Annotated in this window: 19 protein-coding genes; 11 read left to right on the forward strand and 8 right to left on the reverse strand. The window is 63.1% G+C overall.

The annotated features are described in order from the left end of the window. Positions 1-22: 22 nt before the first annotated feature. Together GWK50_RS07380 and soxC are read right to left on the reverse strand one after the other, a co-directional pair. Positions 23-667, reverse strand: a complete 645-nt coding sequence (locus GWK50_RS07380; RefSeq protein WP_162015867.1) for a cytochrome c — start codon at positions 665-667, stop codon at positions 23-25. Beyond that, positions 660-1,922, reverse strand: coding sequence for a sulfite dehydrogenase (soxC, locus tag GWK50_RS07385; RefSeq protein WP_162015869.1), 1,263 nt, complete (start codon positions 1,920-1,922; stop codon positions 660-662). The genes GWK50_RS07380 and soxC overlap by 8 nt, the downstream gene beginning before the upstream one ends. A 192-nt stretch (positions 1,923-2,114) precedes the next feature. On the opposite strand from soxC, the gene GWK50_RS07390 reads away from it, so the two are divergent. The 3 genes from GWK50_RS07390 to GWK50_RS07400 all read left to right on the forward strand — a co-directional run bounded on the left by GWK50_RS07390 (position 2,115) and on the right by GWK50_RS07400 (position 5,739). Further along, a complete protein-coding gene (locus tag GWK50_RS07390) occupies positions 2,115-2,930 on the forward strand; it encodes a GNAT family N-acyltransferase (RefSeq protein ID WP_162015871.1) in 816 nt (271 codons plus the stop codon). Positions 2,931-3,142: 212 nt separating this feature from the next. Continuing rightward, the gene (gene ppk1, locus GWK50_RS07395) at positions 3,143-5,263 is read left to right on the forward strand and encodes a polyphosphate kinase 1 (protein WP_277950305.1); all 2,121 of its coding nucleotides are present in this window, start codon (positions 3,143-3,145) and stop codon (positions 5,261-5,263) included. A gap of 14 nt (positions 5,264-5,277) precedes the next feature. Next, a complete protein-coding gene (locus tag GWK50_RS07400) occupies positions 5,278-5,739 on the forward strand; it encodes a histidine phosphatase family protein (protein WP_162015875.1) in 462 nt (153 codons plus the stop codon). A gap of 24 nt (positions 5,740-5,763) precedes the next feature. On the opposite strand, the gene GWK50_RS07405 is transcribed toward GWK50_RS07400, so the two are convergent. After that, positions 5,764-6,252 carry a hypothetical protein gene (locus GWK50_RS07405; RefSeq protein WP_162015876.1) on the reverse strand — a complete coding sequence of 163 codons (489 nt, stop codon included), beginning with the start codon at positions 6,250-6,252 and terminating at the stop codon, positions 5,764-5,766. A gap of 46 nt (positions 6,253-6,298) precedes the next feature. Beyond that, positions 6,299-7,777 carry a Ppx/GppA phosphatase family protein gene (locus GWK50_RS07410; RefSeq protein WP_162015878.1) on the reverse strand — a complete coding sequence of 493 codons (1,479 nt, stop codon included), beginning with the start codon at positions 7,775-7,777 and terminating at the stop codon, positions 6,299-6,301. A 212-nt stretch (positions 7,778-7,989) separates the two neighbouring features. Here GWK50_RS07410 and GWK50_RS07415 point away from each other — a divergent pair, with 212 nt between their 5' ends. The 8 genes from GWK50_RS07415 (at position 7,990) to phoR (ending at position 15,069) form a co-directional block, all read left to right on the forward strand. Continuing rightward, a complete protein-coding gene (locus GWK50_RS07415) occupies positions 7,990-8,301 on the forward strand; it encodes a hypothetical protein (protein ID WP_162015879.1) in 312 nt (103 codons plus the stop codon). Between the two features lie 73 nt (positions 8,302-8,374). After that, on the forward strand, positions 8,375-9,367 hold the full coding sequence (locus GWK50_RS07420; RefSeq protein ID WP_162015881.1) for a PstS family phosphate ABC transporter substrate-binding protein: 993 nt from the start codon (positions 8,375-8,377) through the stop codon (positions 9,365-9,367). Positions 9,368-9,486: 119 nt separating this feature from the next. Next, entirely contained in the window at positions 9,487-10,422 is a 936-nt protein-coding gene (pstC, locus tag GWK50_RS07425) for a phosphate ABC transporter permease subunit PstC (protein WP_162015883.1), read from the forward strand. After that, complete coding sequence (gene pstA / locus GWK50_RS07430) at positions 10,422-11,345, forward strand: phosphate ABC transporter permease PstA (RefSeq protein ID WP_162015885.1); 924 nt, start codon at positions 10,422-10,424, stop codon at positions 11,343-11,345. The genes pstC and pstA overlap by 1 nt, the downstream gene beginning before the upstream one ends. A 33-nt stretch (positions 11,346-11,378) precedes the next feature. Then, positions 11,379-12,173 (forward strand): phosphate ABC transporter ATP-binding protein PstB, encoded by a 795-nt coding sequence (gene pstB, locus GWK50_RS07435; RefSeq protein WP_162015886.1) that lies wholly within the window; start codon positions 11,379-11,381, stop codon positions 12,171-12,173. A 10-nt stretch (positions 12,174-12,183) separates the two neighbouring features. Continuing rightward, positions 12,184-12,885: a phosphate signaling complex protein PhoU gene (gene phoU, locus GWK50_RS07440; protein WP_162015888.1), complete on the forward strand. Its 702-nt coding sequence runs from the start codon at positions 12,184-12,186 to the stop codon at positions 12,883-12,885. Positions 12,886-12,903: 18 nt separating this feature from the next. Continuing rightward, complete coding sequence (phoB, locus tag GWK50_RS07445) at positions 12,904-13,611, forward strand: phosphate regulon transcriptional regulator PhoB (RefSeq protein ID WP_162015890.1); 708 nt, start codon at positions 12,904-12,906, stop codon at positions 13,609-13,611. Positions 13,612-13,743: 132 nt separating this feature from the next. Next, complete coding sequence (gene phoR, locus GWK50_RS07450; RefSeq protein WP_162015892.1) at positions 13,744-15,069, forward strand: phosphate regulon sensor histidine kinase PhoR; 1,326 nt, start codon at positions 13,744-13,746, stop codon at positions 15,067-15,069. Here phoR and GWK50_RS07455 read toward each other — a convergent pair. The 4 genes from GWK50_RS07455 to rho all read right to left on the reverse strand — a co-directional run bounded on the left by GWK50_RS07455 (position 15,029) and on the right by rho (position 19,997). Next, on the reverse strand, positions 15,029-16,393 hold the full coding sequence (locus GWK50_RS07455; protein WP_162018046.1) for an MATE family efflux transporter: 1,365 nt from the start codon (positions 16,391-16,393) through the stop codon (positions 15,029-15,031). The two genes, phoR and GWK50_RS07455, sit on opposite strands and share 41 nt — an antisense overlap. Before the next feature lie 7 nt (positions 16,394-16,400). Next, the gene (locus GWK50_RS07460; protein ID WP_162015894.1) at positions 16,401-18,119 is read right to left on the reverse strand and encodes a hypothetical protein; all 1,719 of its coding nucleotides are present in this window, start codon (positions 18,117-18,119) and stop codon (positions 16,401-16,403) included. Between the two features lie 262 nt (positions 18,120-18,381). Then, positions 18,382-18,636, reverse strand: coding sequence for a type B 50S ribosomal protein L31 (locus GWK50_RS07465; protein ID WP_044396829.1), 255 nt, complete (start codon positions 18,634-18,636; stop codon positions 18,382-18,384). 98 nt (positions 18,637-18,734) lie between these two features. Next, positions 18,735-19,997 carry a transcription termination factor Rho gene (gene rho, locus GWK50_RS07470; protein ID WP_162015896.1) on the reverse strand — a complete coding sequence of 421 codons (1,263 nt, stop codon included), beginning with the start codon at positions 19,995-19,997 and terminating at the stop codon, positions 18,735-18,737. Between the last annotated feature and the right edge of the window lie 142 nt (positions 19,998-20,139).

Here is a 20,139-nt window from a genome sequence, read left to right on the forward strand (position 1 = left end):
TGTGCTCTTCCTGGCCCATCGCTCAGTGCTCCATGACTGTTTTTGCCGCCGCGGGCATCACCACTTTGGGCAGTGTGCTGGCATTGATAACTGCCGAGGCGTCCAGAAGGCCGTTGCGGTACAGCAGGAAGGCGGTCAGTGCGTAGATGTCATCGTTTTCCAGGCTCTTGGGGGCGTGGTAGGGCATGGCACGGCGGATATAGTCGAAGAGGGTGGTGGCGTAGGGCCAGCGTGCGCCCACGGATTGAACCAGCAAGGGATGCTTGGCAATCCGCAGCGGGCGCAGTGGGTCGTCCCAGCCGATGAATCCATCGCTGCCCACCAGACGCGCGGCTGGCCCCTCCGTACCGCTGGGGCCGTGGCATGCAGCACATTGGTTTGCGTACAGAACACGTCCTTGGGTCACGCGGCCTTGGCCCGGCGGCAGTCCGCGTCCGTTGGGGAAGACGGTGATGTCATACGGAGCCAGTTCTTCCTTTTTCAGCGCAATGGCCAGTCCCACTGTGGCAGCCGAAGCGGGCTGCGGCGTCGGTGAGGTGGTCTGTGACCAGGCGTTTGCCGTCGTGAGCCCAAGGGTGGCAGCAACGATCAAGGCGATTTGCTCCACCCCGTGCACCAGGATGGCAGCCAGCCATTTGGCAGGGGAAAGATGGATGGGGTCAGGCATAGCAGTTTTCAACGCGACCATCACGGTCCACAGCCCAGGCCTGGATGGCGTTGTAGTGGTTGAAGGAGTGGGCTGCATAGCGGCCTTTCCAGGTGCTGCGGGTGGGCTGGGTGTGACCTTGCTCGTCGGTGGCGCGGCTCATCAGCACGGCTTTCTGGCCTTGCCACTGCCAGGGCAGGGTGAAGCGGGTGAAGGAGCGGTCCAGCACCGGCCCGTGCAACATGGCTTCGGTCCAGCTCCGCCCGCCGTCCACCGACACTTCGACGTGGGCGATGCGTCCGCGTCCGGACCAGGCAAGTCCTTCGATCTCGTAGTGGCCGCGGGGGCTGGGGAGTGTCTGTTGTCCGCTGGGGCGGGTGATGACGGATTTGACCTCCATGGTCAGCGCAAAGCGCTGGATGCGTCCGTCCGACAACACCTGGGTGTAGAGGCCCGATTCGTCCTTGGTGTGCGCAGGGATGTCGCTGAACTCAAGTCGGTGCAGCCATTTGACGTTGGCGTTTCCTTGCCAGCCGGGAACGAACAGCCGCATTGGATAGCCTTGTGAAGGTCGCAGGCGCTCGCCGTTCTGGTACAGCGCCAGCATTCCGTGCTGGCGCAGTGCTTGCAATGGCAGGCTGCGCGCGTGGGAGCCTGCATCGGCTCCTTCGGCAATCACCCATTGGGCGCTGGGTTGGGGGCGTGCCTCGTCCATCAGCAACGACAGGGGGATTCCCGTCCATTCCGAGCAAGAGACCTCCCCGGCCAACTGTCCCAGGGGGAGATCCATCGCGAAAGGTGACAGGGCGTTGGCAGCCGAGTTGCCTGCGCACTCCAGAAAGTGCACCTTGCTGACCATGGGGTAGCGCTGCAGCCGCTCCCAGTCCAGGCGCAGGGGGCGATCGACCAGCCCATGCAGCATGAGCTGGTGGCGTGCCGGATCGATGTCGGGGATTCCGTTGTGGTGCACCGCAAAGTGCAGGCCGCCCGGGGTGATGATTCCGCGCTGGTGCTGCAGTGGCGTGCGCCACACACTGAAGCCCGCTTCTCTGGATTCGGTGCGGACCACGGCCGCTTCTGCGGTGGCAGGCTGGCCATAGGGCGTGTCGGTACCTCCAGGGTTGCGTTGGTGGGGAGGCAATGCCGATCCAATGGGGGCACTGTGGGCCGGAGTTGCAAGAGTGGCTGCCTGTGCGCTGCCGGCCAGTGCCAGGGCGTGGCGCATGAACTTGCGCCGCGGCGGCAGAGGTTGTGATGAAGATTCGGTGTGCGTCATGCGCCGCAGTGTGGTGGTCGGCTGCGCAAGACGCATTAACCTTGGATAACGCGCGGAAGACACCATGCGATGTCATCGTTTGTTCATGGTTTGGACACGTGGATTTCATGCGGCGCGCCCACACTGCCTGTGTCTGCTGCCGGGGTCTGACTCGCCGAGTCTGCACCGGGGCGTGCCAACCAGGAGTCCACCATGAACGACTTGCCCAGCCCCACTTTGCCGCTTTCCCCTGTGTCCTTGCCCAGGGGGTCACTTCATTGCCCGGACGCTGCGGGCGCGCGCGGCAGTGTGGAAGTGGCTTGGGCGCGCCACCTCGACGAGGTAAGGGCGGCGCAGCGCCTGAGGTACGAGGTGTTTGCCGTGGAGATGGGTGCACGCCTCAAGCCTACGCTCCCAGGCCATGACATTGACGTGTTTGACGACTACTGCGAGCACTTGCTGGTGCGTGATGCACAAAGCCAGGAAGTCATAGGCACCTACCGCGTGCTGACACCTGCACAGGCACGCCGCATTGGCAGCACCTACAGCGATACCGAGTTCGACCTGACACGCCTGCGCAGCCTGCGCGCGCGCATGGTGGAGCTGGGCCGCAGCTGTGTGCATGCCGAGCACCGCCATGGTGGCGTGATTCTCGCCTTGTGGGGCGCTCTGGCCGACTTCATGGTGCGCAATCAGCTCGACACCATGGTGGGGTGCGCCAGCATCCCGATGTTGCACAACGGCGTGGTGTCGGGCGATATGGCGGCCAGCATCTGGCGCCAGGTGCGCCAGACCCATCTGGCGCCCATCGAATACCAGGTACGCCCGCGTCTGCCTTTGCCCGTGGATCGCTTGGATGATTCGCTGGACATCGAGCCGCCGGCGTTGATCAAGGGCTATCTGCGCCTCGGCGCCAAGGTGCTGGGCGCTCCGGCGTGGGATCCGGACTTCAATTCGGCGGATCTGCCCATGCTCATGCGCATTGCTGATTTGCCTCCGAAGTACCGCAAGCATTTCCTCGGGGCCTGAGCGGCGTAGGGGCGCATCCTGAGGGTCTCGGTGACAGAATGCAGATAAATTGGTGACTGTCACGAAACGGTCACTGTGTTGTCGAATACTTCCGTGGTTCCCCTTTGCTGGTGATTGCGTCCATGACCACAACAAAAAAAGCCGATAGTGCTACGGAAGCTGCTTTGATCCCCTCTGCCCAGATCCAGGGTTTGCCGCATGTGTTGGACGCTGTGGGGCACGTTGCGACCGCTCCTGCGGCAGCGGCGCTTTCCCCTGCAGCAGCCCGCGCATCGGCGGCGCAGTTGCGTTTGCTGGACCGAGACCACAGCATCCTGGCATTCAACGAACGGGTGTTCCATTGGGTGGGCCGCAAGGATGTGCCTTTGCTGGAACGCCTGCGCTATCTGTGCATCGTTTCCTCGAACCTTGACGAGTTCTTTGAGGTGCGTGCCGAGCCGCACATCACCGCAGCCCGTACCGGTGAAACCAAAGGCGAGCACACCGTTGCGACCTTTGAAGCGCTATCGGCCAAGGCGCACGACCTGGTGGAACGCCAGTACGCCTTGTACAACGATGCGCTGATGCCTGCGTTGGCACGTGAAGGGGTGCGCGTCGTCTCGCACGGTGAGCGCAACGCTGCCCAGCGTCGCTGGGTGCATGAGTATTTTGCGCGCGAGGTGCGCCCTCTGCTGGTTCCCATCAGCCTGGACCCGGCGCACCCGTTCCCCCAGGTGGCGAACAAGTCGCTGAACTTCATCGTGCGCCTCAAGGGCAGCGACGCGTTTGGGCGTGAGAACGAGATCGCCATTGTTCGCGTCCCACGCCTGTTGCCGCGCTTCACGCGCATGCCTGCCAAGGTAGCCCCCAAGGGCATGCAGTTTGTCAGTGTCTCCAGCGTGGTGCGCGCGCACCTGACGGATTTGTTCCCCGGCCGCGAGGTGGTGGAGTTCGCGCAGTTTCGGGTCACGCGGCATTCCGACTTGGCGGTGGATGAGGAAGATGTGCGCAACCTTCGCACGGTGCTGCGCCAGGGCTTGCAACACCGCAACTTCGGCACTGCAGTGCGGCTGGAGGTTTCTGCGGGGAGTTCCGAGTACCTGGCCGATTTTCTGCTGCGCCAGTTCGACCTGCCGCGCGCCGCGCTCTATCGCGTGCAAGGCCCTGTGAACTTGGTGCGGTTTTCGCAGCTCATTGATCTGGTCGCCAATCCTGCCTGGATGTTTGCCCCATGGCGCCCCACCTGGCCCCATCAAATCCAACCAAGTGCGTCGATTCTGGAACAGCTCAAGCAAGGGGATGTGCTGTTGCATCAGCCCTTCGAGAGTTTTGATGGCGTACTGGCCTTCTTGCGAGAGGCAGTGCACGATCCACAGGTGGTCGCTATCAAGCAGACCATTTACCGCACTGGGTCGGATCCGCAAATGCTGGACTTGCTGCGCGAAGCTGTGCGCCGTGGCAAGGAGGTGATGGCCGTGGTGGAGTTGAAAGCCCGGTTTGACGAGGAGGCCAACATCAACTGGGCCGAGGCCCTTGAGTCTGTGGGGGCGCAGGTCGTGTACGGTGTGGTGGGGCTCAAGACGCACGCCAAGATGCTGCTGGTCACCCGCCGTGAAGGGCGACAGATGGTGCGCTACGGCCACCTGGGTACCGGCAACTACAACCCCAGCACGGCACGCTTGTACACGGATCTGAGCTTTCTCACGGCCGACCGCGACATCACGGCCGACATGGACAATGTGTTCAACCACCTGGCCAGCCAAAATCGCCTGCCGCGCATGCGGCGCCTGCTGGTGGCACCGTTTCACCTGCACCGTCGCATGCTGGAAAAGATCGACCAGGTGGGGCTGGCGGCAGCACGCCGAGAGGGTGGGCGCATCGTCGCCAAGATGAATGCCCTGACCGACGAGGCCCTGGTACGTGCCCTGGTGCTGGCCGGACAGCGTGGTGCGCGCATCGATCTCATCGTGCGCGGTGCCTGTATCCTGCCGCCGCAACTGGCTGGGGTGACAGAGAACATCCGTGTGCGATCCATCATCGGGCGGTTTCTGGAGCATTCACGGGTTTTTTACTTCCGCTGTGGCAAGGAAGAAGAGCTGTACTGCTCCAGTGCCGACTGGATGAACCGCAACATGATGCGTCGGGTGGAATTGGCCTGGCCTGTGACCGACCCCAAGCTGCGTCAGCGCATCATCGACGAATGCTTGGTGGCCTACCTGCGTGACAGCCGTGATGCCTGGGAGTTGCAACCCGACGGCAGCTACCGCATGGCGGGCAATGTGCTCAAAGGCATGGGAGCGCAGGCAGCGCTGACCAGTCGCTACGCGCCAGCGCCCGCGCCGCGCAACGCTTGATGGACGAGGGTGGTATGGATCTGATCCTGTGGCGACACGCCGAAGCCGAAGAGGGGGGTGTGGGCATGGACGACCTGCAGCGTGCCCTGACACCTCGGGGCGAAAAACAGGCCGTGCGCATGGCAGCCTGGCTGGACCGCCAATTGCCCGAAGGCCTGCGCGTGCTCTGCAGCCCCGCACGTCGTACCGAACAGACGGCCCAGGCCCTGGGCCGCAAATACAAGCTGCGCGCTGAATTGCTGCCCAATGGCACTGCGCAGGATTTGCTGGATCTGGTCCAGTGGCCCCAAGGCAAGGGGGCCATTCTGGTGGTGGGCCACCAGCCTGCGCTGGGTCAGGTTGTGGCCCGCGTGCTGGGCATGTCGGTGGGGGAGTGCGCGGTGCGCAAGGGCTCGGTCTGGTGGTTGCGCCAGCGTGAGCGTGCAGGGCAGACCGAAACCGTGCTGCTCAGCGTGCAGTCCCCCGAGTTTCTCTGAGCTTCCGACCCCTGAAGGGGTGGATTACTTGTCGGATTTGGGCCTGCCGGTCTTGATGGTGGGAACGACCTCCAAGGCCGCATGCAATGCGTTGGGGGACATGGCCAGCAGTGCCATCAGCCCAGCGCGCAGCAACTCGCTCTTTTTGGCGGGCCGACCCAGCGCCACACTGCGCTCCTTCAGCGTGTCGATGCCGGCGTATTCATCCTTGGGGATGGTGAAACTGTCGCGCACCAGCTTGGGCTTCTTCGACTTGGCTTCTACCTTGGTGGGCTTTGCGGCCACAGGTTTGGCGGCTGCAGGCTTTGCCACGATGGCTTTGGAGGCGGTGCGCTTGGTGGCGGGGGCCTTGGCAGCGGGTTTCTTGGCGGCTGGCGCCTTGGGTGTGGCGACCTTGCTCACGGCTGGCTTGGAAGCCGCCTTGCGTGCAGGTGCCTTGGCGCTGGGCGCTGGGGTTGCGGCCGCCTTGGGTGTGCTTGCTTCTGTGGTGGGGGTGCTGGGGGTGTTGTTCATCAATACTCCTTTGAACGATATAAATAGTATAAATCGTTTATACCGTTCATGGCAGCTGTACGTCCAGTTCCCAGCCTGTGCGCTGCCAGGCTTCTATTTCTTCGCGCAACAGGTACGCCGATTGGGGGTAGCTTGCCGCCCAGCCGGTGCGCGCACGCAGGGAGAAACGGCTGCCATCCAGGCCCAGGGTCAGTCCGTGCAGATCGGGGTCGCGCCGTGCGTGACACAGAATCACGGCCAGCCGTAGGCACAGCAGTTGCACGGCAAACAAGGTGTCGCCCAGGTCGGCCTCGATCTTGCGCACTTTGCCCCTGTGGCCCAATACCAGTGCACCCAGGCGGTGCAGTTCGTGCTGGGCAAAGCCAGCCACATCGGTGTTGTCCAGGATGTAGGCGCCATGGCGGTGGTAGTCGCTGTGCGAGATGCGGCAGCCAATCTCATGCAACTGCGCTGCCCAGCCGAGTTTGCGCGCCCCTGTGCCCTCGTGGTCTGGCAAGGCCTGTGCAAACAGTTGGCCCGCCACCGCCGCCACCCGCTGGGCCTGGTCGCGATCCACGGCAAAGCTCTGCACCAGGCCTTGCACCGTCGAGGTTCGAAGGTCGGTCTCGGGCAGCTCGCGGTCCAGCATGTCGTACAGGGCGCCCTGGCGGAGCGCACCCTGGGCCACTTGCATGCTGCGGATCTCGAGCAGGTCAAACAAGGCCCGTAGGATGGACAGGCCGCCGCCGATGACGGCCCTGCGGTCGTCCTTGAGTCCTTCCAGCCGTACCTTGTCAGCGCTTTGGGCGCGCAGCAGGCGTTCGCGCAGCCAGTCCAGTCCCTCGAGCGTCAGCTCGCCGGGGCTGAAGCCAGCGGCGGTCAGCATGTCGCCGACCGCGCCAATGGTGCCCGAGGAGCCATAGGCCACATCCCAGGTGTCGGGGCGGTAGGTGCTCAGGGCTTCATCGAGCACGGCCTTGGCGGCGATTTCCGCGGTGGCAAAGGCCTGTTGTGTGAACTGCCCCTGTGGAAAGTAACGGCTGGACCAGGCCACACTGCCCACGCGAAACGAGGCCACCGCCTCGGGCCGAAAGCGCTGGCCCAGTATCAGTTCGGTGGAGCGGCCGCCAATGTCCACGACCAAGCGCTTCTCGTCGGACTGGGGCAGCAGGCGGGCCACGCCTTGGTAGATCAGGCGCGCTTCCTCAGGGCCAGATATCACATCGATGGGGTGGCCCAGCAGCTCACTGCCCCGGTGCAGGAAAACATCGCGGTTGCGCGCTTCGCGCAGCGTCTGGGTGGCCACCGCACGCACCCGCGCGCGGGGGAAATCGGCGAGCCGCTCGGCAAAACGTGCCAGGCAGTCCCAGCCACGCTGCATGGCTTCGAGGCTGAGGTTGTGCTCACGGTCCAGGCCGTTGCCCTGGCGCACGGTCTCCTTGAGGTAGTCCACGCGCTGGATGCGTCCATGCTCGTAGAGCCCGATTTCCAGGCGAAAGCTGTTCGACCCCAGGTCGACAGCGGCAAGAAGGGTTCCGTTTTGCATTGTTGGAATGAAAAGGTGGTGCGCCAGGGGCCGCCATGGCGAGCTTGTGGGGTTCGAGTGTGCCGGTGGTTTTTGACAACCTCGTGATTGTTGCGTCACGGATGTCAAAGCAACGGCATCAAGCAGTCAAATAACCATCACGAACAGTTCACGATACCGTCACAGACGCTTGCAATAGTGCCAGGGTTTCCTTTCAAACCTCTGGAGTGATCATGAAATCTGTGCTTTCCCTTCTTGCCCTGGCCGGTGTGGCCGTGATGTCGGGCTGCGCTTCCAGCCCCTCCGTGTCTGCGGGCATGCAGGCAGGCAAGTTTGTGTCGTACGAGTGCGAAGGCGGCAAGCGCCTCCAGGCGCGCCTTGCCGCGGACGGCAGCACCGTGCGCATCCGCCACGAAGGGGGCTACGAACTGGATCGCAAGGGCAATGGTGTGTACGAGGGCGAGGGCTGGCGCCTGGAGACCCAGGGCAAGGTGGAACTGCACCACCACGGCAAGCCTGTGGCGCGCGCTTGCCGTGCTGTCTGAGCGACTTGTCATCAATCAGTCACACAAAGCTCATAAATTCATCGCAATCCTTTCATTTTTACGAAAGTAACCCATGCAAACCAACCCCATCAAGTCGCTGATCGCTGTGTCCACCCTGGCATTTCTGGGTACCCCAGCGTTTGCGCAGGTCGTCAAGGTCGATGGTTCGAGCACCGTCTATCCGGTGACCGAAGCCGTGGCCGAAGAATTCCAGAAGGCCAACAAGGGCATGAAGGTCACGGTCGGTGTGTCAGGCACCGGTGGCGGCTTCAAGAAGTTCTGCCGTGGCGAAACCGACATCTCCAACGCTTCGCGCCCGATCGCGGCCAAGGAGATGGAAGCGTGCCGCGCTGCGGGCGTGGAGTATTTTGAAGTGCCGGTGGCCTTCGACGCGTTGACCGTGGTGATCAACCCCAAGAACGCCTGGCTCAAGCAAGCCACCGTGGCCGAGTTGAAGAAGCTCTGGGAGCCCGAAGCCCAGGGCAAGGTCACGCACTGGAACCAGGTCAACCCTGCCTGGCCCAACCAGCCCATCAAGCTGTTTGGTGCAGGTGCCGACTCGGGCACGTTCGACTACTTCACCGAAGCCATTGTGGGCAAGTCCAAGTCCAGCCGTGGTGACTTCACCGCGTCGGAAGACGACAACGTGCTGGTGCAGGGTGTGGCTGGCGATGTCAATGCCATCGGCTACTTCGGTTACGCCTACTACGCCGAGAACACTGCCAAGCTCAAGGCGCTGCCCATCGTCGAGAAGGAAGGCAAGCCTGCCGTGGCCCCGAGCGAGAAGACCGTTCTGGACGGCTCCTACCAGCCGCTGTCGCGTCCCATCTTCATTTATGTGAACGCCAAGTCGCTTTCCAAGCCTGAGGTGAAGAAGTTTGTGGACTTCTACATGACCGAGGGCGGCAAGATGGCTTCCGAAGTGAAGTACGTTCCGCTGCCCGCTGAGGCCTACAAGATGGCCCAGGACCACATCATCAAGGGCAAGAAGGGCACCGTGTTTGGTGGCAAGAACGAAGTCGGCATCACCATCAAGGAACTGCTGGCCCGCGAAGCCAAGATGTAATGGCCTGAGCCATGGCGCCCTGCACACCTGCCCGTTGGGCGGGGCAGGGCTTTTCACGCAAACCGGTATGTCTGCTGATTCCTACAATGACCGCGACCTCCACAACCCCGGATCGAACCATGTCGAATCCACCACTCACGGGTGATGCCAGGCTGGCGCAGTTGGCGCGATCCAAAGTCGCGCGCAAGCGCAAGGACCGCTTCGTCGAGAGCATTCTTTTGCTTGCGGCCTGTGTGTCGGTCTTCACCACCCTGGCCATCGTCTATATCCTGATCAAGGAGTCGTTGGTGTTCTTCTCGCAGGTGTCACTGTGGGATTTCCTCACGGACACGCAGTGGACACCGTTGTTCGATGACGCGCATTTCGGCATCTCGGTGCTGTTGGCTGGCACCCTTTCCAGCTCATTCGTGGCGCTGCTGATCGCAGTGCCGTTGGGCACGATCATCGCGATCTATCTGTCGGAGTTTGCCGGGCACAAGACGCGTGAAGTGCTCAAACCCATGCTGGAATTGCTCTCGGGCATTCCGACCATCATCTACGGCTTCTTTGCGCTGCTGGTGGTCACACCCTTGCTGCAAAAGCTCATGCCAGAGCTGCCCACGTTCAACATCCTCTCCGCCGGATTGGTGATGGGCATCATGATCATTCCGTACGTGTCTTCGCTGTCGGAAGACGCCATGCGGGCCGTTCCCATGAGCCTGCGCGAAGGCGCCTACGCCCTGGGTTCCACGCGCTTTCAGACTGCCACGCGGGTGGTGGTGCCTGCGGCGCTGTCGGGGATTGCATCGGCCTACATCCTGGGTATTTCGCGTGCTGTGGGCGAGACCATGATTCTTGCGGTGGCCGCCGGCATGCAGCCCAACCTGACACTCAACCCCATGGAGTCTGCCGCCACGATCACCTCGTTCATCGTGCAGGTGGCCCTTGGTGACCTGCCGCACGGCAGCGTCGGCTACCAGACCATTTTTGCTGCAGGCCTCACGCTGATGCTGCTGACCCTGTCTTTCAACCTGCTCGGCTACTGGCTGCGCCGCAAGTTCCGTGAGGCCTATTGATGAACTCTCCAACCGTTTCCAAAGAGCGGCTGCGCTCCATCATTCGTTCGCACAAGCGCTGGGACATTGTTTTCGGCATCGTCGGCCTCATGGCCATGTCGGTCGGCATTCTCACGCTCGTAGCGCTGTTCGCGCAGATGGTGATCGACGGCTTCCCGCGTCTCACGGCCGAGTTCTTCACCAACTTCCCCTCGCGCCGCGCCGGCCAGGCGGGCATCGTGTCTGCATGGGTCGGCTCCTTGCTGGTGATGTTGGTGACGGCCCTGTTCGCCATTCCGGTGGGTATTGCCAGCGCCATCTACCTGGAAGAGTACGCGCGCAAGAACTGGTTTACCGATGTGATTGAAATCAACATCACCAACCTGGCAGGTGTCCCGTCCATTGTGTACGGTTTGCTCGCCTTGGGATTGTTTGTGTACACCTTTGGTTTTGGCCAAAGCATTCTGTCTGCCGGCCTGACCCTCGCCTTGCTGATCCTGCCGATTGTGATTGTGGCAACACGCGAGGCCTTGCGCGCCATTCCGCAGACCGTGCGTGAAGCCGCCTACGCCTGTGGCGCCACCAAATGGCAGGTGTGCAGCGACCATCTCATTCCGTACGGCATGCCCGGCATTTTGACGGGGGTGATCATCGGCCTGTCCCGCGCCATTGGCGAGACTGCGCCCATCATCACGATTGGCGCGCTGACCTTCATTGCCTTCCTGCCACCCGCACCCTTCGTTGAGGGGGCCGGCATGTTCGACTGGCTGATGTCGCCGTTCACTGTGATGCCGATCCAGATTTTCAACTGGACCTCCCGCCCCGACCCGGCTTTCCACGCGAATGCGGCCGCAGCCAGCCTGGTGCTGGTGGTGCTGACGCTGAGCATGAACGCCACCGCCATCTGGTTGCGCTATCGCCTGCGCAAAAACCTCAAGTGGTAATCAACGCAACCCTGTCTGGAACCTTCTACGATCATGGCAACCCCTGCTTCCACCACGGCCGTCGCACCCAAGCTCAAGGCCCAGTCCAAGAACCTGGACTTCTTCTACGGCGACTTCAAGGCCCTCAAGTCCATCAGCATGCCGATCTATGAAAACAAGGTCACGGCCTTGATCGGCCCCAGCGGCTGCGGCAAGTCCACGTTTCTGCGCTGCTTCAACCGCATGCACGACCTGTACCCTGGGCATCGCTATGGCGGCTCCATCGAACTGCTGCCCGACCAGATCGACCTGCTGCACCACCATGTGGACCCCATCGAAGTGCGCATGCGCCTGTCCATGGTGTTCCAGAAGCCCAATCCGTTCCCCAAGTCGATCTTCGAGAACGTGGCCTACGGCCTGCGGGTGCGCGGCGAAAGGTCCAAGACCTACATCGAGGACAAGGTGGAGGCTGCGCTCAAAGGCGCTGCGATCTGGAATGAAGTGAAAGATCGCCTGGACGAAGTGGCCGTCAACCTCTCGGGGGGGCAGCAGCAGCGTTTGTGCATTGCGCGCTCGCTGGCCACGGATCCGGAGATCATCCTGTTCGACGAACCCACCTCGGCGCTGGACCCGATTGCCACGGGCGCTATCGAGGAGCTGATCGCTGAAATCAAGCACAAGGTGACCATCCTGATCGTCACGCACAACATGCAGCAGGCTGCCCGCTGCAGTGATTACACGGCTTACATGTACCTGGGCGAGCTGATGGAGTTTGGCGAGACCGAAGAAATCTTCTTCAAGCCCAAGCGCAAGGAAACCGAAGACTACATTACCGGCCGTTTCGGCTGAGGAGGACACTGTGCCCGAAAAGCATCTTTCTTCGCAGTTCGACAGCGAACTCAACGGCGTTTCCACCCGCGTGATGGAAATGGGGGGGCTGGTCGAGTCCCAGATCCGCCACGCCATCTATGCACTGTCCCAGTTCAGTCTGGAATCGGTGGACCAGGTGCTGGCCATCGAGGAGCGCGTGAACGCCATGGAGGTCGAGATTGACCACGACCTCTCCACCATCATCGCCCGGCGCCAGCCCACGGCGCGCGATCTGCGCCTGTTGCTGGCGTTCTCCAAGGCGACGGCCAATCTGGAGCGCATGGGCGACGAGGCGAGCAAGATGGCGCGCATGGTGCGCTCCATCATCGAGGGCGGAGCGCCCCGGTCGCTGCCCACGGGCGATCTGCGTCTTGCGGCGGACCTGGCATCGGGGCAATTGCGCAAGGCACTTGACGCCTTTGCTCGCCTGGACGTCAAGATGGCCGTGGCCATCCTGAAGGAGGACGATCTGATCGACCAGGAGTTCGGCGGATTCGTGCGCAAGCTCATCACCTACATGATGGAAGACGCGCGCACCATCTCGCCCAGCCTGGATCTGTTGTTCCTGGCCAAGGCCATTGAGCGCATTGGCGATCACTCCAAGAACATCGCTGAACTGATCATTTACCTCGTCAAGGGCATGGATGTGCGTCACACTTCCCTGGGCGATATCGAATCGGCCGTGCTGTAAACGGGTCTGCGCGACACCATGAGAAAACTACCCCGAGTCCTGATCGTCGAGGATGAGCCGGCCATTGCCGAGCTGATTGCCGTCAACCTGCGCCACAACGGATTCCAGCCTTTCTGGGCCGAGGACGGTGACAGCGCCCAGCGCGAGCTGGATGCGGTGTTGCCCGATGTGATTCTTCTGGACTGGATGCTGCCCGGCCAAAGCGGGTTGGCGCTGGCACGCAAATGGCGCGCCGACAGCCGCACCAAGCCTGTGCCCATCCTCATGCTCACGGCGCGCGGTGATGAACCCGACAAGATCGCCGGGCTCGATGCCGGGGCCGATGACTACATCACCAAGCCCTTCTCGACCCAGGAGCTGCTGGCGCGCATCCGCGCGGTGCTGCGCCGCCGGGCCCCCGAGCAGGTGACCGACAGCGTGAGCATTGGCGAGCTGGTGCTCGATGCTGCCACCTACCGCGTGTCCTTCCAGGGGCAGTTGCTCAAGGTGGGGCCGACCGAGTTCAAGCTCTTGCACTACCTCATGAAGCATCCCGAGCGCGTGCACAGCCGCGCGCAACTGCTCGACAAGGTGTGGGGTGACCATGTGTTCATCGAAGAGCGCACCGTCGATGTGCACGTCAAGCGCTTGCGCGAGGCGCTGGGCGCTGCGGGTACCATGATCGAGACGGTGCGTGGAGCGGGGTATCGGCTCACCGCCCAACCGCAGGTGCCCATGCGCGCTTGAGGCGTATGCCCGGCGGAGCTTGTGCTCAGTCGCCGATGGTGCTCGGCGCGGGCATGCCCAGGACTCACGACGCCACGTCAATCGACAACGAACGGCTGCGCCATCTGGCGCAGTTTCTAAGGTGCTGCGCGCATGGTTCTGCGTTTTCTGATCTTTCTCTTCTGGCAATTGCTGGGGGGCGCCATCGGCTGGTGGCAGGGTTCTGCCTGGGGTGCTGCGCTGGGCGCCGCTGTGGCCGCCTGGGTGTGGTTTGTGCTGGACATGTGGCGTGGCGGGCGCATGTTGCGCTGGCTGCGCCAGGGGGATGTGCAGCGAGGTCTCGAGCTCTACGGACTGTGGGGCGAGGCCGTGGAACGTGTGCGCCGTCTGGTGCGCCAGCAGCAGGATCTGGTGCGGGAGAGCGACAAGCGCCTGCAGGACATACTGGGCGCCTTGCAGGCTTCACCCAATGGGGTGGTGCTGCTGGATGAGGAAGGGCGCATCGAATGGTGCAACGACACGGCGGCGGAGCATTTCGGCTTTGATCCGCAGCGCGATGCCCTGCAATCCATCCGTAACCTGGTGCGCGATCCGGAGTTCAATGCTTACCTGGCCGAGCATGACTATGCCCGTGACGTGGTGCTGGAAGGGCGCGGCAGCACGCCTTCGCGGCCGGTGCGCGTCTCCGTGCATGTGCACACCTATGGCGAGGGCCGTGCCTTGCTGCTGTCGCGCGATGTCACGGCGCTGGAGCAGGCCGAGGCCATGCGGCGCGACTTCGTCGCCAACGTGTCGCACGAAATCCGCACCCCACTGACCGTGCTGACCGGGTTTGTCGAGACCTTGCAGACGCTGGACCTCGAAGCCCCCGACCGCGCGCGCTACCTTGCCATGATGGCGCAGCAGGCGGCGCGCATGCAAAGCGTGGTGCAGGATTTGCTGACGCTGTCGCGCCTGGAGGGCAGCCCTTTGCCGGGCATGGCGGAGTGGACGCCGGTTTCCAGCCTGTTGCAGCGCTGCGAGGAGGAGAGCCGGGCGCTGTCGGCCCTGCTCACGCAGAACCAGGCCCAGGGCCATGTGCTGGAGTTTGATACCGGCGCCGCCCAGTGGCAGGACATCGCAGGCAGTCCAGCCGAACTGCAAAGCGCTTTGTCCAACCTCATCAGCAACGCAGTGCGTTACACCCCAGGCGGCGGGCGCATTGTGGTGCGTTGGAAGCGAGCCGCCGATGGTGGCGCTGTGTTCTCTGTGCAGGACACGGGCCCGGGCATTGCCCCCGAACACATTCCCCGACTGACCGAGCGCTTCTACCGCGTGGATCGCAGCCGCTCACGTGAAACGGGAGGCACCGGCCTGGGCCTGGCCATCGTCAAGCATGTGCTGCAGCGCCACGGCGCGAGCCTGGACATCCGCAGCACCCTGGGCAAGGGCTCCACCTTCAGCGTGCACCTTCCTCCGGCACGCTTGCGCTCGAGCTGAGCAACGCCCGGCGCAGCATGGCTGCGAAGACCACTGCGGTGACCACCAAAGCGGCGGCGCTGGCGGCCCAGAAGGGGACGGGGGACGCCAGTGAGGCTACGGGCCCAAACCCATGGTAAGCCCACAGGTAGCCGCCACCCAGGCCCACGCCCCACAGCATCACGCCATACACCACCAGGGGTGCCAGCGTGATGCGAAAGCAGCGCAGCAAAAAGATGCACAGGGTCTGCACCGCATCTGCCAGGTGGTACAGCGCCACCCAGCCCAGCAGGCCCGCGGCAGCCATCACCACTTGGGCATCGTTGGAATAGACCGATGCAATCCAGTGATTTGCTATAAAAACAATAGCTGCTAGCGCAATACCGATAAGCGTTAGAAGCCTAAAACCTATATAAACAGCCTGCCGCGCATGCGCCGCTTGTCCTGCACCGCGCCAGTAGCTCACGCGGGCACTGGTGGCGATGGCCAGCGAAAGCGGCACCATGTACAACACGGCGGCCATGTTGGCGGCAATCTGGTGTGCGGCCGAGGCCAGCGTGCCCTGGCGCGCAATGAACAAGGCCATCAGCGTGAACGAGGTCACTTCCACGGTGACGGCCAGCGCCGAAGGAATCCCCAGCCGTGCAAAGGCGGCCAGTTGCGCACGGTTGGGTGGTTCCATGCGCTGCCACACCTGCAAAGGGGTGTACATCGCTTGCGTGCGCAGCAGCCACAGGGCCACGGCCAGCATGCCGCAGTTCACCACCAGGGTGGCCCAGCCGCAGCCGACGACCCCCATCGCGGGCATGCCCGCACCGCCAAACGTCCACCAGATGGACAGCGGAATCTTGACCAGCAGTGAAACCACCTGCAGCCAGGTGACCCACTGCGGGTGCCCCAGGGCCTGGTTGAGCGTGCTGAAAACGCGGAACAGCAGGGCGGGAGGCAGCGCTAGGGCCAGCACGGCCAGGTACTGCTCCACACCGGGGCGAAGGGCCTCGGGCACCTGGGTCCAGGCCAATACCGGGTCCGGGTGCAACAGCACGGCCATGCCGGGCACGCAGGCCAGGGCGCAGAGGTACAGCGACTGGCGCAGCGAGCCGCCAATGGCCTGCGGCTTGCGCGCGCCGCGCAGTTCCGCCCAGATGGGCAGCAGCGCGCTCAGCATGCCCAGCAGGGGAACGTACACGCTGATGTAGAGGGCCGAGCCGATGGCCAGCGCAGCCAGCGACTCTTGTGCATGGCGGCCTGCGACGATGGTGTCCGTCACACCAAAGGCCATGACCGCCAGTTGGCCGACGAGCACCGTGCCCGCGTGGCGCGCGATCAAGGAGCGGTCTGACAGGCCCGACTCAGTCTTGTGGGACATGGCGGCGGTAGAGCTCCAGCACATCGCCGCGTTCGCGCGGTCGGTCCACACGGTGTTGCAGGGTCCAACCCGTCAGATCAGGCAAGGGCATGGGTTTGCGCGCGTTGGCACTGCTGGCATACGGCGCATGTACCAGCCAATCGCAGCGGGGGGTATCGTCCAGCGGCACCAGTCGCAACTGTCCATGGAACTGCAGTGCGGCCATCTGGGTGCGGTCCAGCCCATACATGTGCATGCAGGTGGGCTGGCCTGCGAGCCGTGCCAGTGTGCGCATCTGGGGCACGTCACTGCGCACGTAGTCGAGCATGGGCAGCCACAGCGTTGTCAGCAACAACCAGCACAGGGTGGTACCTGCAGCGGGCAGTACCAGGCTTTTCCAGATGGCACTGCGGTGGCGGCCGGCACGCCACCACACCAGGGCGCACCAGGCCAGGGTGGCAACCAGGGCCACCGCAAAGGCAATCGCCGAAAACTGTGGCTCAAAGCCCCGTGCCAGTTTGGCGACGTTGGCGGCAGGTTTGGCTGGGACGCCTGTCTGCGTGGACACCCAGATTACCCAGATCGCAATGACCGAGGCGCTGAAGAACAGCAGGGTGAACCAGTCGATCAAGGCCGACATGCTGCGCCGCAGTGTGGGCAGGGCAAAGGCTGCCAGTGCCGCCAGGGCCGGCAGGCTCAGCAGCAGGGCACGGTCCGAGGGCAGGGTACCCACGGCGCAGCCCAGCGTAACCAGCACAAACCACAGTGGCAGCAGCAGGTGCAGGTGCGGGCGGCGATGCAGGATCTGCCTGCGCCAGCGCCACAGCGTCCACAGTGCCAGCGGCCATGCGGGCCAGGCAAACCAGACCAGCAGGCGAGCCAGGTCCAGCCAGTCCTTGCCCAACTCCTGCGGCCAGGCCAACTTCCAGCGCCAGGCGTCCAGCCACCAGGTCAGTGCGGCGGCAATCAGCGCCGAAGCAAGGGCCAGAACACTCCATTGCACGGCATGTCTTCTCTCCGACGGCTCGGCATGGGTATCGCTCAGGTACAGGGCTGCGGCGCCCAGGGCATAGAGCAAGGCCAGTGTGGGTGCACCGCTCAGCACCAGCCCCACCATGCCTGCGGCCAGTGCCGTGGCTGCCAGCGTCTTGGACTGTGGCCCAGTGGCCAGGCCATAAAACACCAGTGTCGTGCAGCACAGTTGTACGAGGTAGGACGTGGTTTCGTGTGTGGGCTGTGCCAAGCCCAGGCAGGCCAGCAAGGCCAGCAGCCCGCCGTCGGCCATGGCACGGGCGTAGTCTGCCGGTTGGGCCTCGCCGCCAAAGGCAAAGGCCACGGGCTGCGCGCCCGGACTGCGCGCCAGCGCGTAGATGCCGTACCAGGTGGCCAGCAGGGTCAGCGCCACCAGCAAGACGAAGGGGATGCGCGCTGCGAGTTCCGGTGCAGCCCAGGGAGTGGTCAGTTGGATGGCCCAGGCACCCAGCCAATAGGGCAGCAGGCCGTCCGTCTCAGGCGCCAAACCGCCCAGCAGTGGGGCCATCCAGGGGGTGTGGCCACCGGCCAGTTCCTGCATGTAGCCCAGTGCCGCCATGTCGGCGCCGCGCCAGGGATTGCGCCCTACAAAGCCGGGCAGGATGTAGGCAGCGCACAGCAGGAACAAGGCCCAACGGGGCAGCCGCCGCACGGCGCTTTGAGGAACGATGGCGGGACTGGGTTGGTTCACGCGGCGGCTCGCTGAGGGTTCGTCGCAGGATACTAGTGTCCTGAGTTAAAAATTCGTTTCATAAAAAGGCCGAGAATCGCCGTCATGCTGCGTTGCAAATCCGCGCGATAGCTACGGCTATCGCTGTGGTTTGCGCCTTGCCTGGCAACGATTTCGACATTTTTTATATCTTCAACGAATCTCCAACTCAGGACACTAGGAATGAAAAAGGCAGCACGGTCTCCCGGGCTGCCTTGGGGCGAAAACGGCGCAGGAAGCGAGATTACTTGGCAGCCGTCTTGCCGAAGCGGTTGCGGAAACGCTCCACGCGGCCGCCCATGTTGTCCACCGACTTCTGGGTGCCGGTGTAGAAGGGGTGCGACTCGCTGGAAGTATCCAGCTTGAACAGGGGGTATTCCTTGCCCTCGAAGGTCTCGGTTTCCTTGGTGTTCACGCAGGAACGCGTCACGAACTTGAAACCGTTGGACAGGTCCACGAAGAGCACTTCGCGGTAGTTGGGGTGAATGCCTTCTTTCATGATTTCTCTCTCATGTCAAACGGGAGCCGCACCAGCCCATCTGGTGTACTTTCCGCATCAAGCCTTTGATTATCGCATAAACACGCGCAGCAGCAGCATCAGCCGCCGCGGCGCATGGCCTCGAAGAATTCCACGTTGGTCTTGGTTTCCCGCATCTTCTTGATCATGAGCTCCATGGACTCGATCTCGTCCATGTTGTACATGAACTGGCGAAGGATGCGGGTCTTCTGCAGAATTTCCGGGGGCAGCAGCAGCTCTTCGCGGCGCGTGCCGCTCTTGTTGAGCTCGATGGCCGGGAACACGCGCTTTTCGTAGAGGCGGCGGTTCAGGTGGATTTCGCAGTTGCCGGTACCCTTGAACTCTTCAAAGATCACTTCGTCCATGCGGCTGCCGGTATCGACCAGTGCCGTGGCAATGATGGTCAGCGAGCCGCCTTCCTCGACTTTGCGCGCCGCGCCGAAGAAGCGCTTGGGGCGCTGCAGCGCGTTGGAGTCCACGCCGCCCGAGAGCACCTTGCCGCTGGAGGGCACCACGTTGTTGTAGGCCCGTGCCAGGCGCGTGATGGAGTCGAGCAGGATGACCACGTCCTTCTTCAGCTCCACCAGGCGCTTGGCGCGCTCGATCACCATCTCTGCCACATGTACGTGGCGTGCGGCGGGCTCGTCGAAGGTCGATGCAATGATTTCGCCCTTGACCGAGCGTTGCATCTCGGTCACTTCCTCGGGGCGCTCGTCCACCAGCAGCACCATCAGGTGCACGTCGGGGTTGTTGGCCGTGATCGCGTGGGCGATGTGTTGCATCATCACCGTCTTGCCGCTCTTCGGCGGAGCGACGATCAGCGCACGCTGGCCGCGCCCGATGGGGGCAATGATGTCGATGATGCGGCCGGTGATGTTCTCTTCGCTCTTGATGTCGCGCTCCAGCCGCATGTGTTCCTTGGGGAACAGCGGCGTGAGGTTTTCGAACATCACCTTGTGCTTGTTCTGCTCGGGCGGGCCACCGTTGACCTTGTCGAGCTTGGTCAGGGCAAAGTAGCGCTCGCCGTCCTTGGGTGTGCGCACCTCGCCCTCGATCATGTCGCCGGTGTGCAGATTGAAGCGACGCACCTGGCTGGGACTGATGTAGATGTCGTCCGTGCTGGCCGTGTAGCTCGTGTCGGGGCTGCGCAGGAAACCGAAGCCGTCCGGCAGGATCTCCAGCACACCGTCGGCAAACACCTGCTCGCCCGCCTTGGCGCGCTTCTTGATGATCGCAAACATCAGTTCCTGCTTGCGCATGCGACCGGTGTTTTCGATGTCGAGTTCCTCGGCCTGCTTGAGGACTTCAGACACATGCAGTGCCTTGAGTTCGTTGAGATGCATGAATGGACTCCGGGGAAGGAGTGAAGAAAGTCTCTGGGGGGGTGGGACTTGCCGGTGCGCCTGCGGTGGGCAGGCTGGCATGCCTTTGGGTCTCGAACCAGCAGCGTGTGCCTGCGTGCTGGTGAACAGCAGCGATTATGAC

Origin of the sequence: Acidovorax sp. 210-6 (genome assembly GCF_010020825.1) — a bacterium.
GTDB classification, from domain to species: domain Bacteria; phylum Pseudomonadota; class Gammaproteobacteria; order Burkholderiales; family Burkholderiaceae_C; genus Simplicispira; species Simplicispira sedimenti.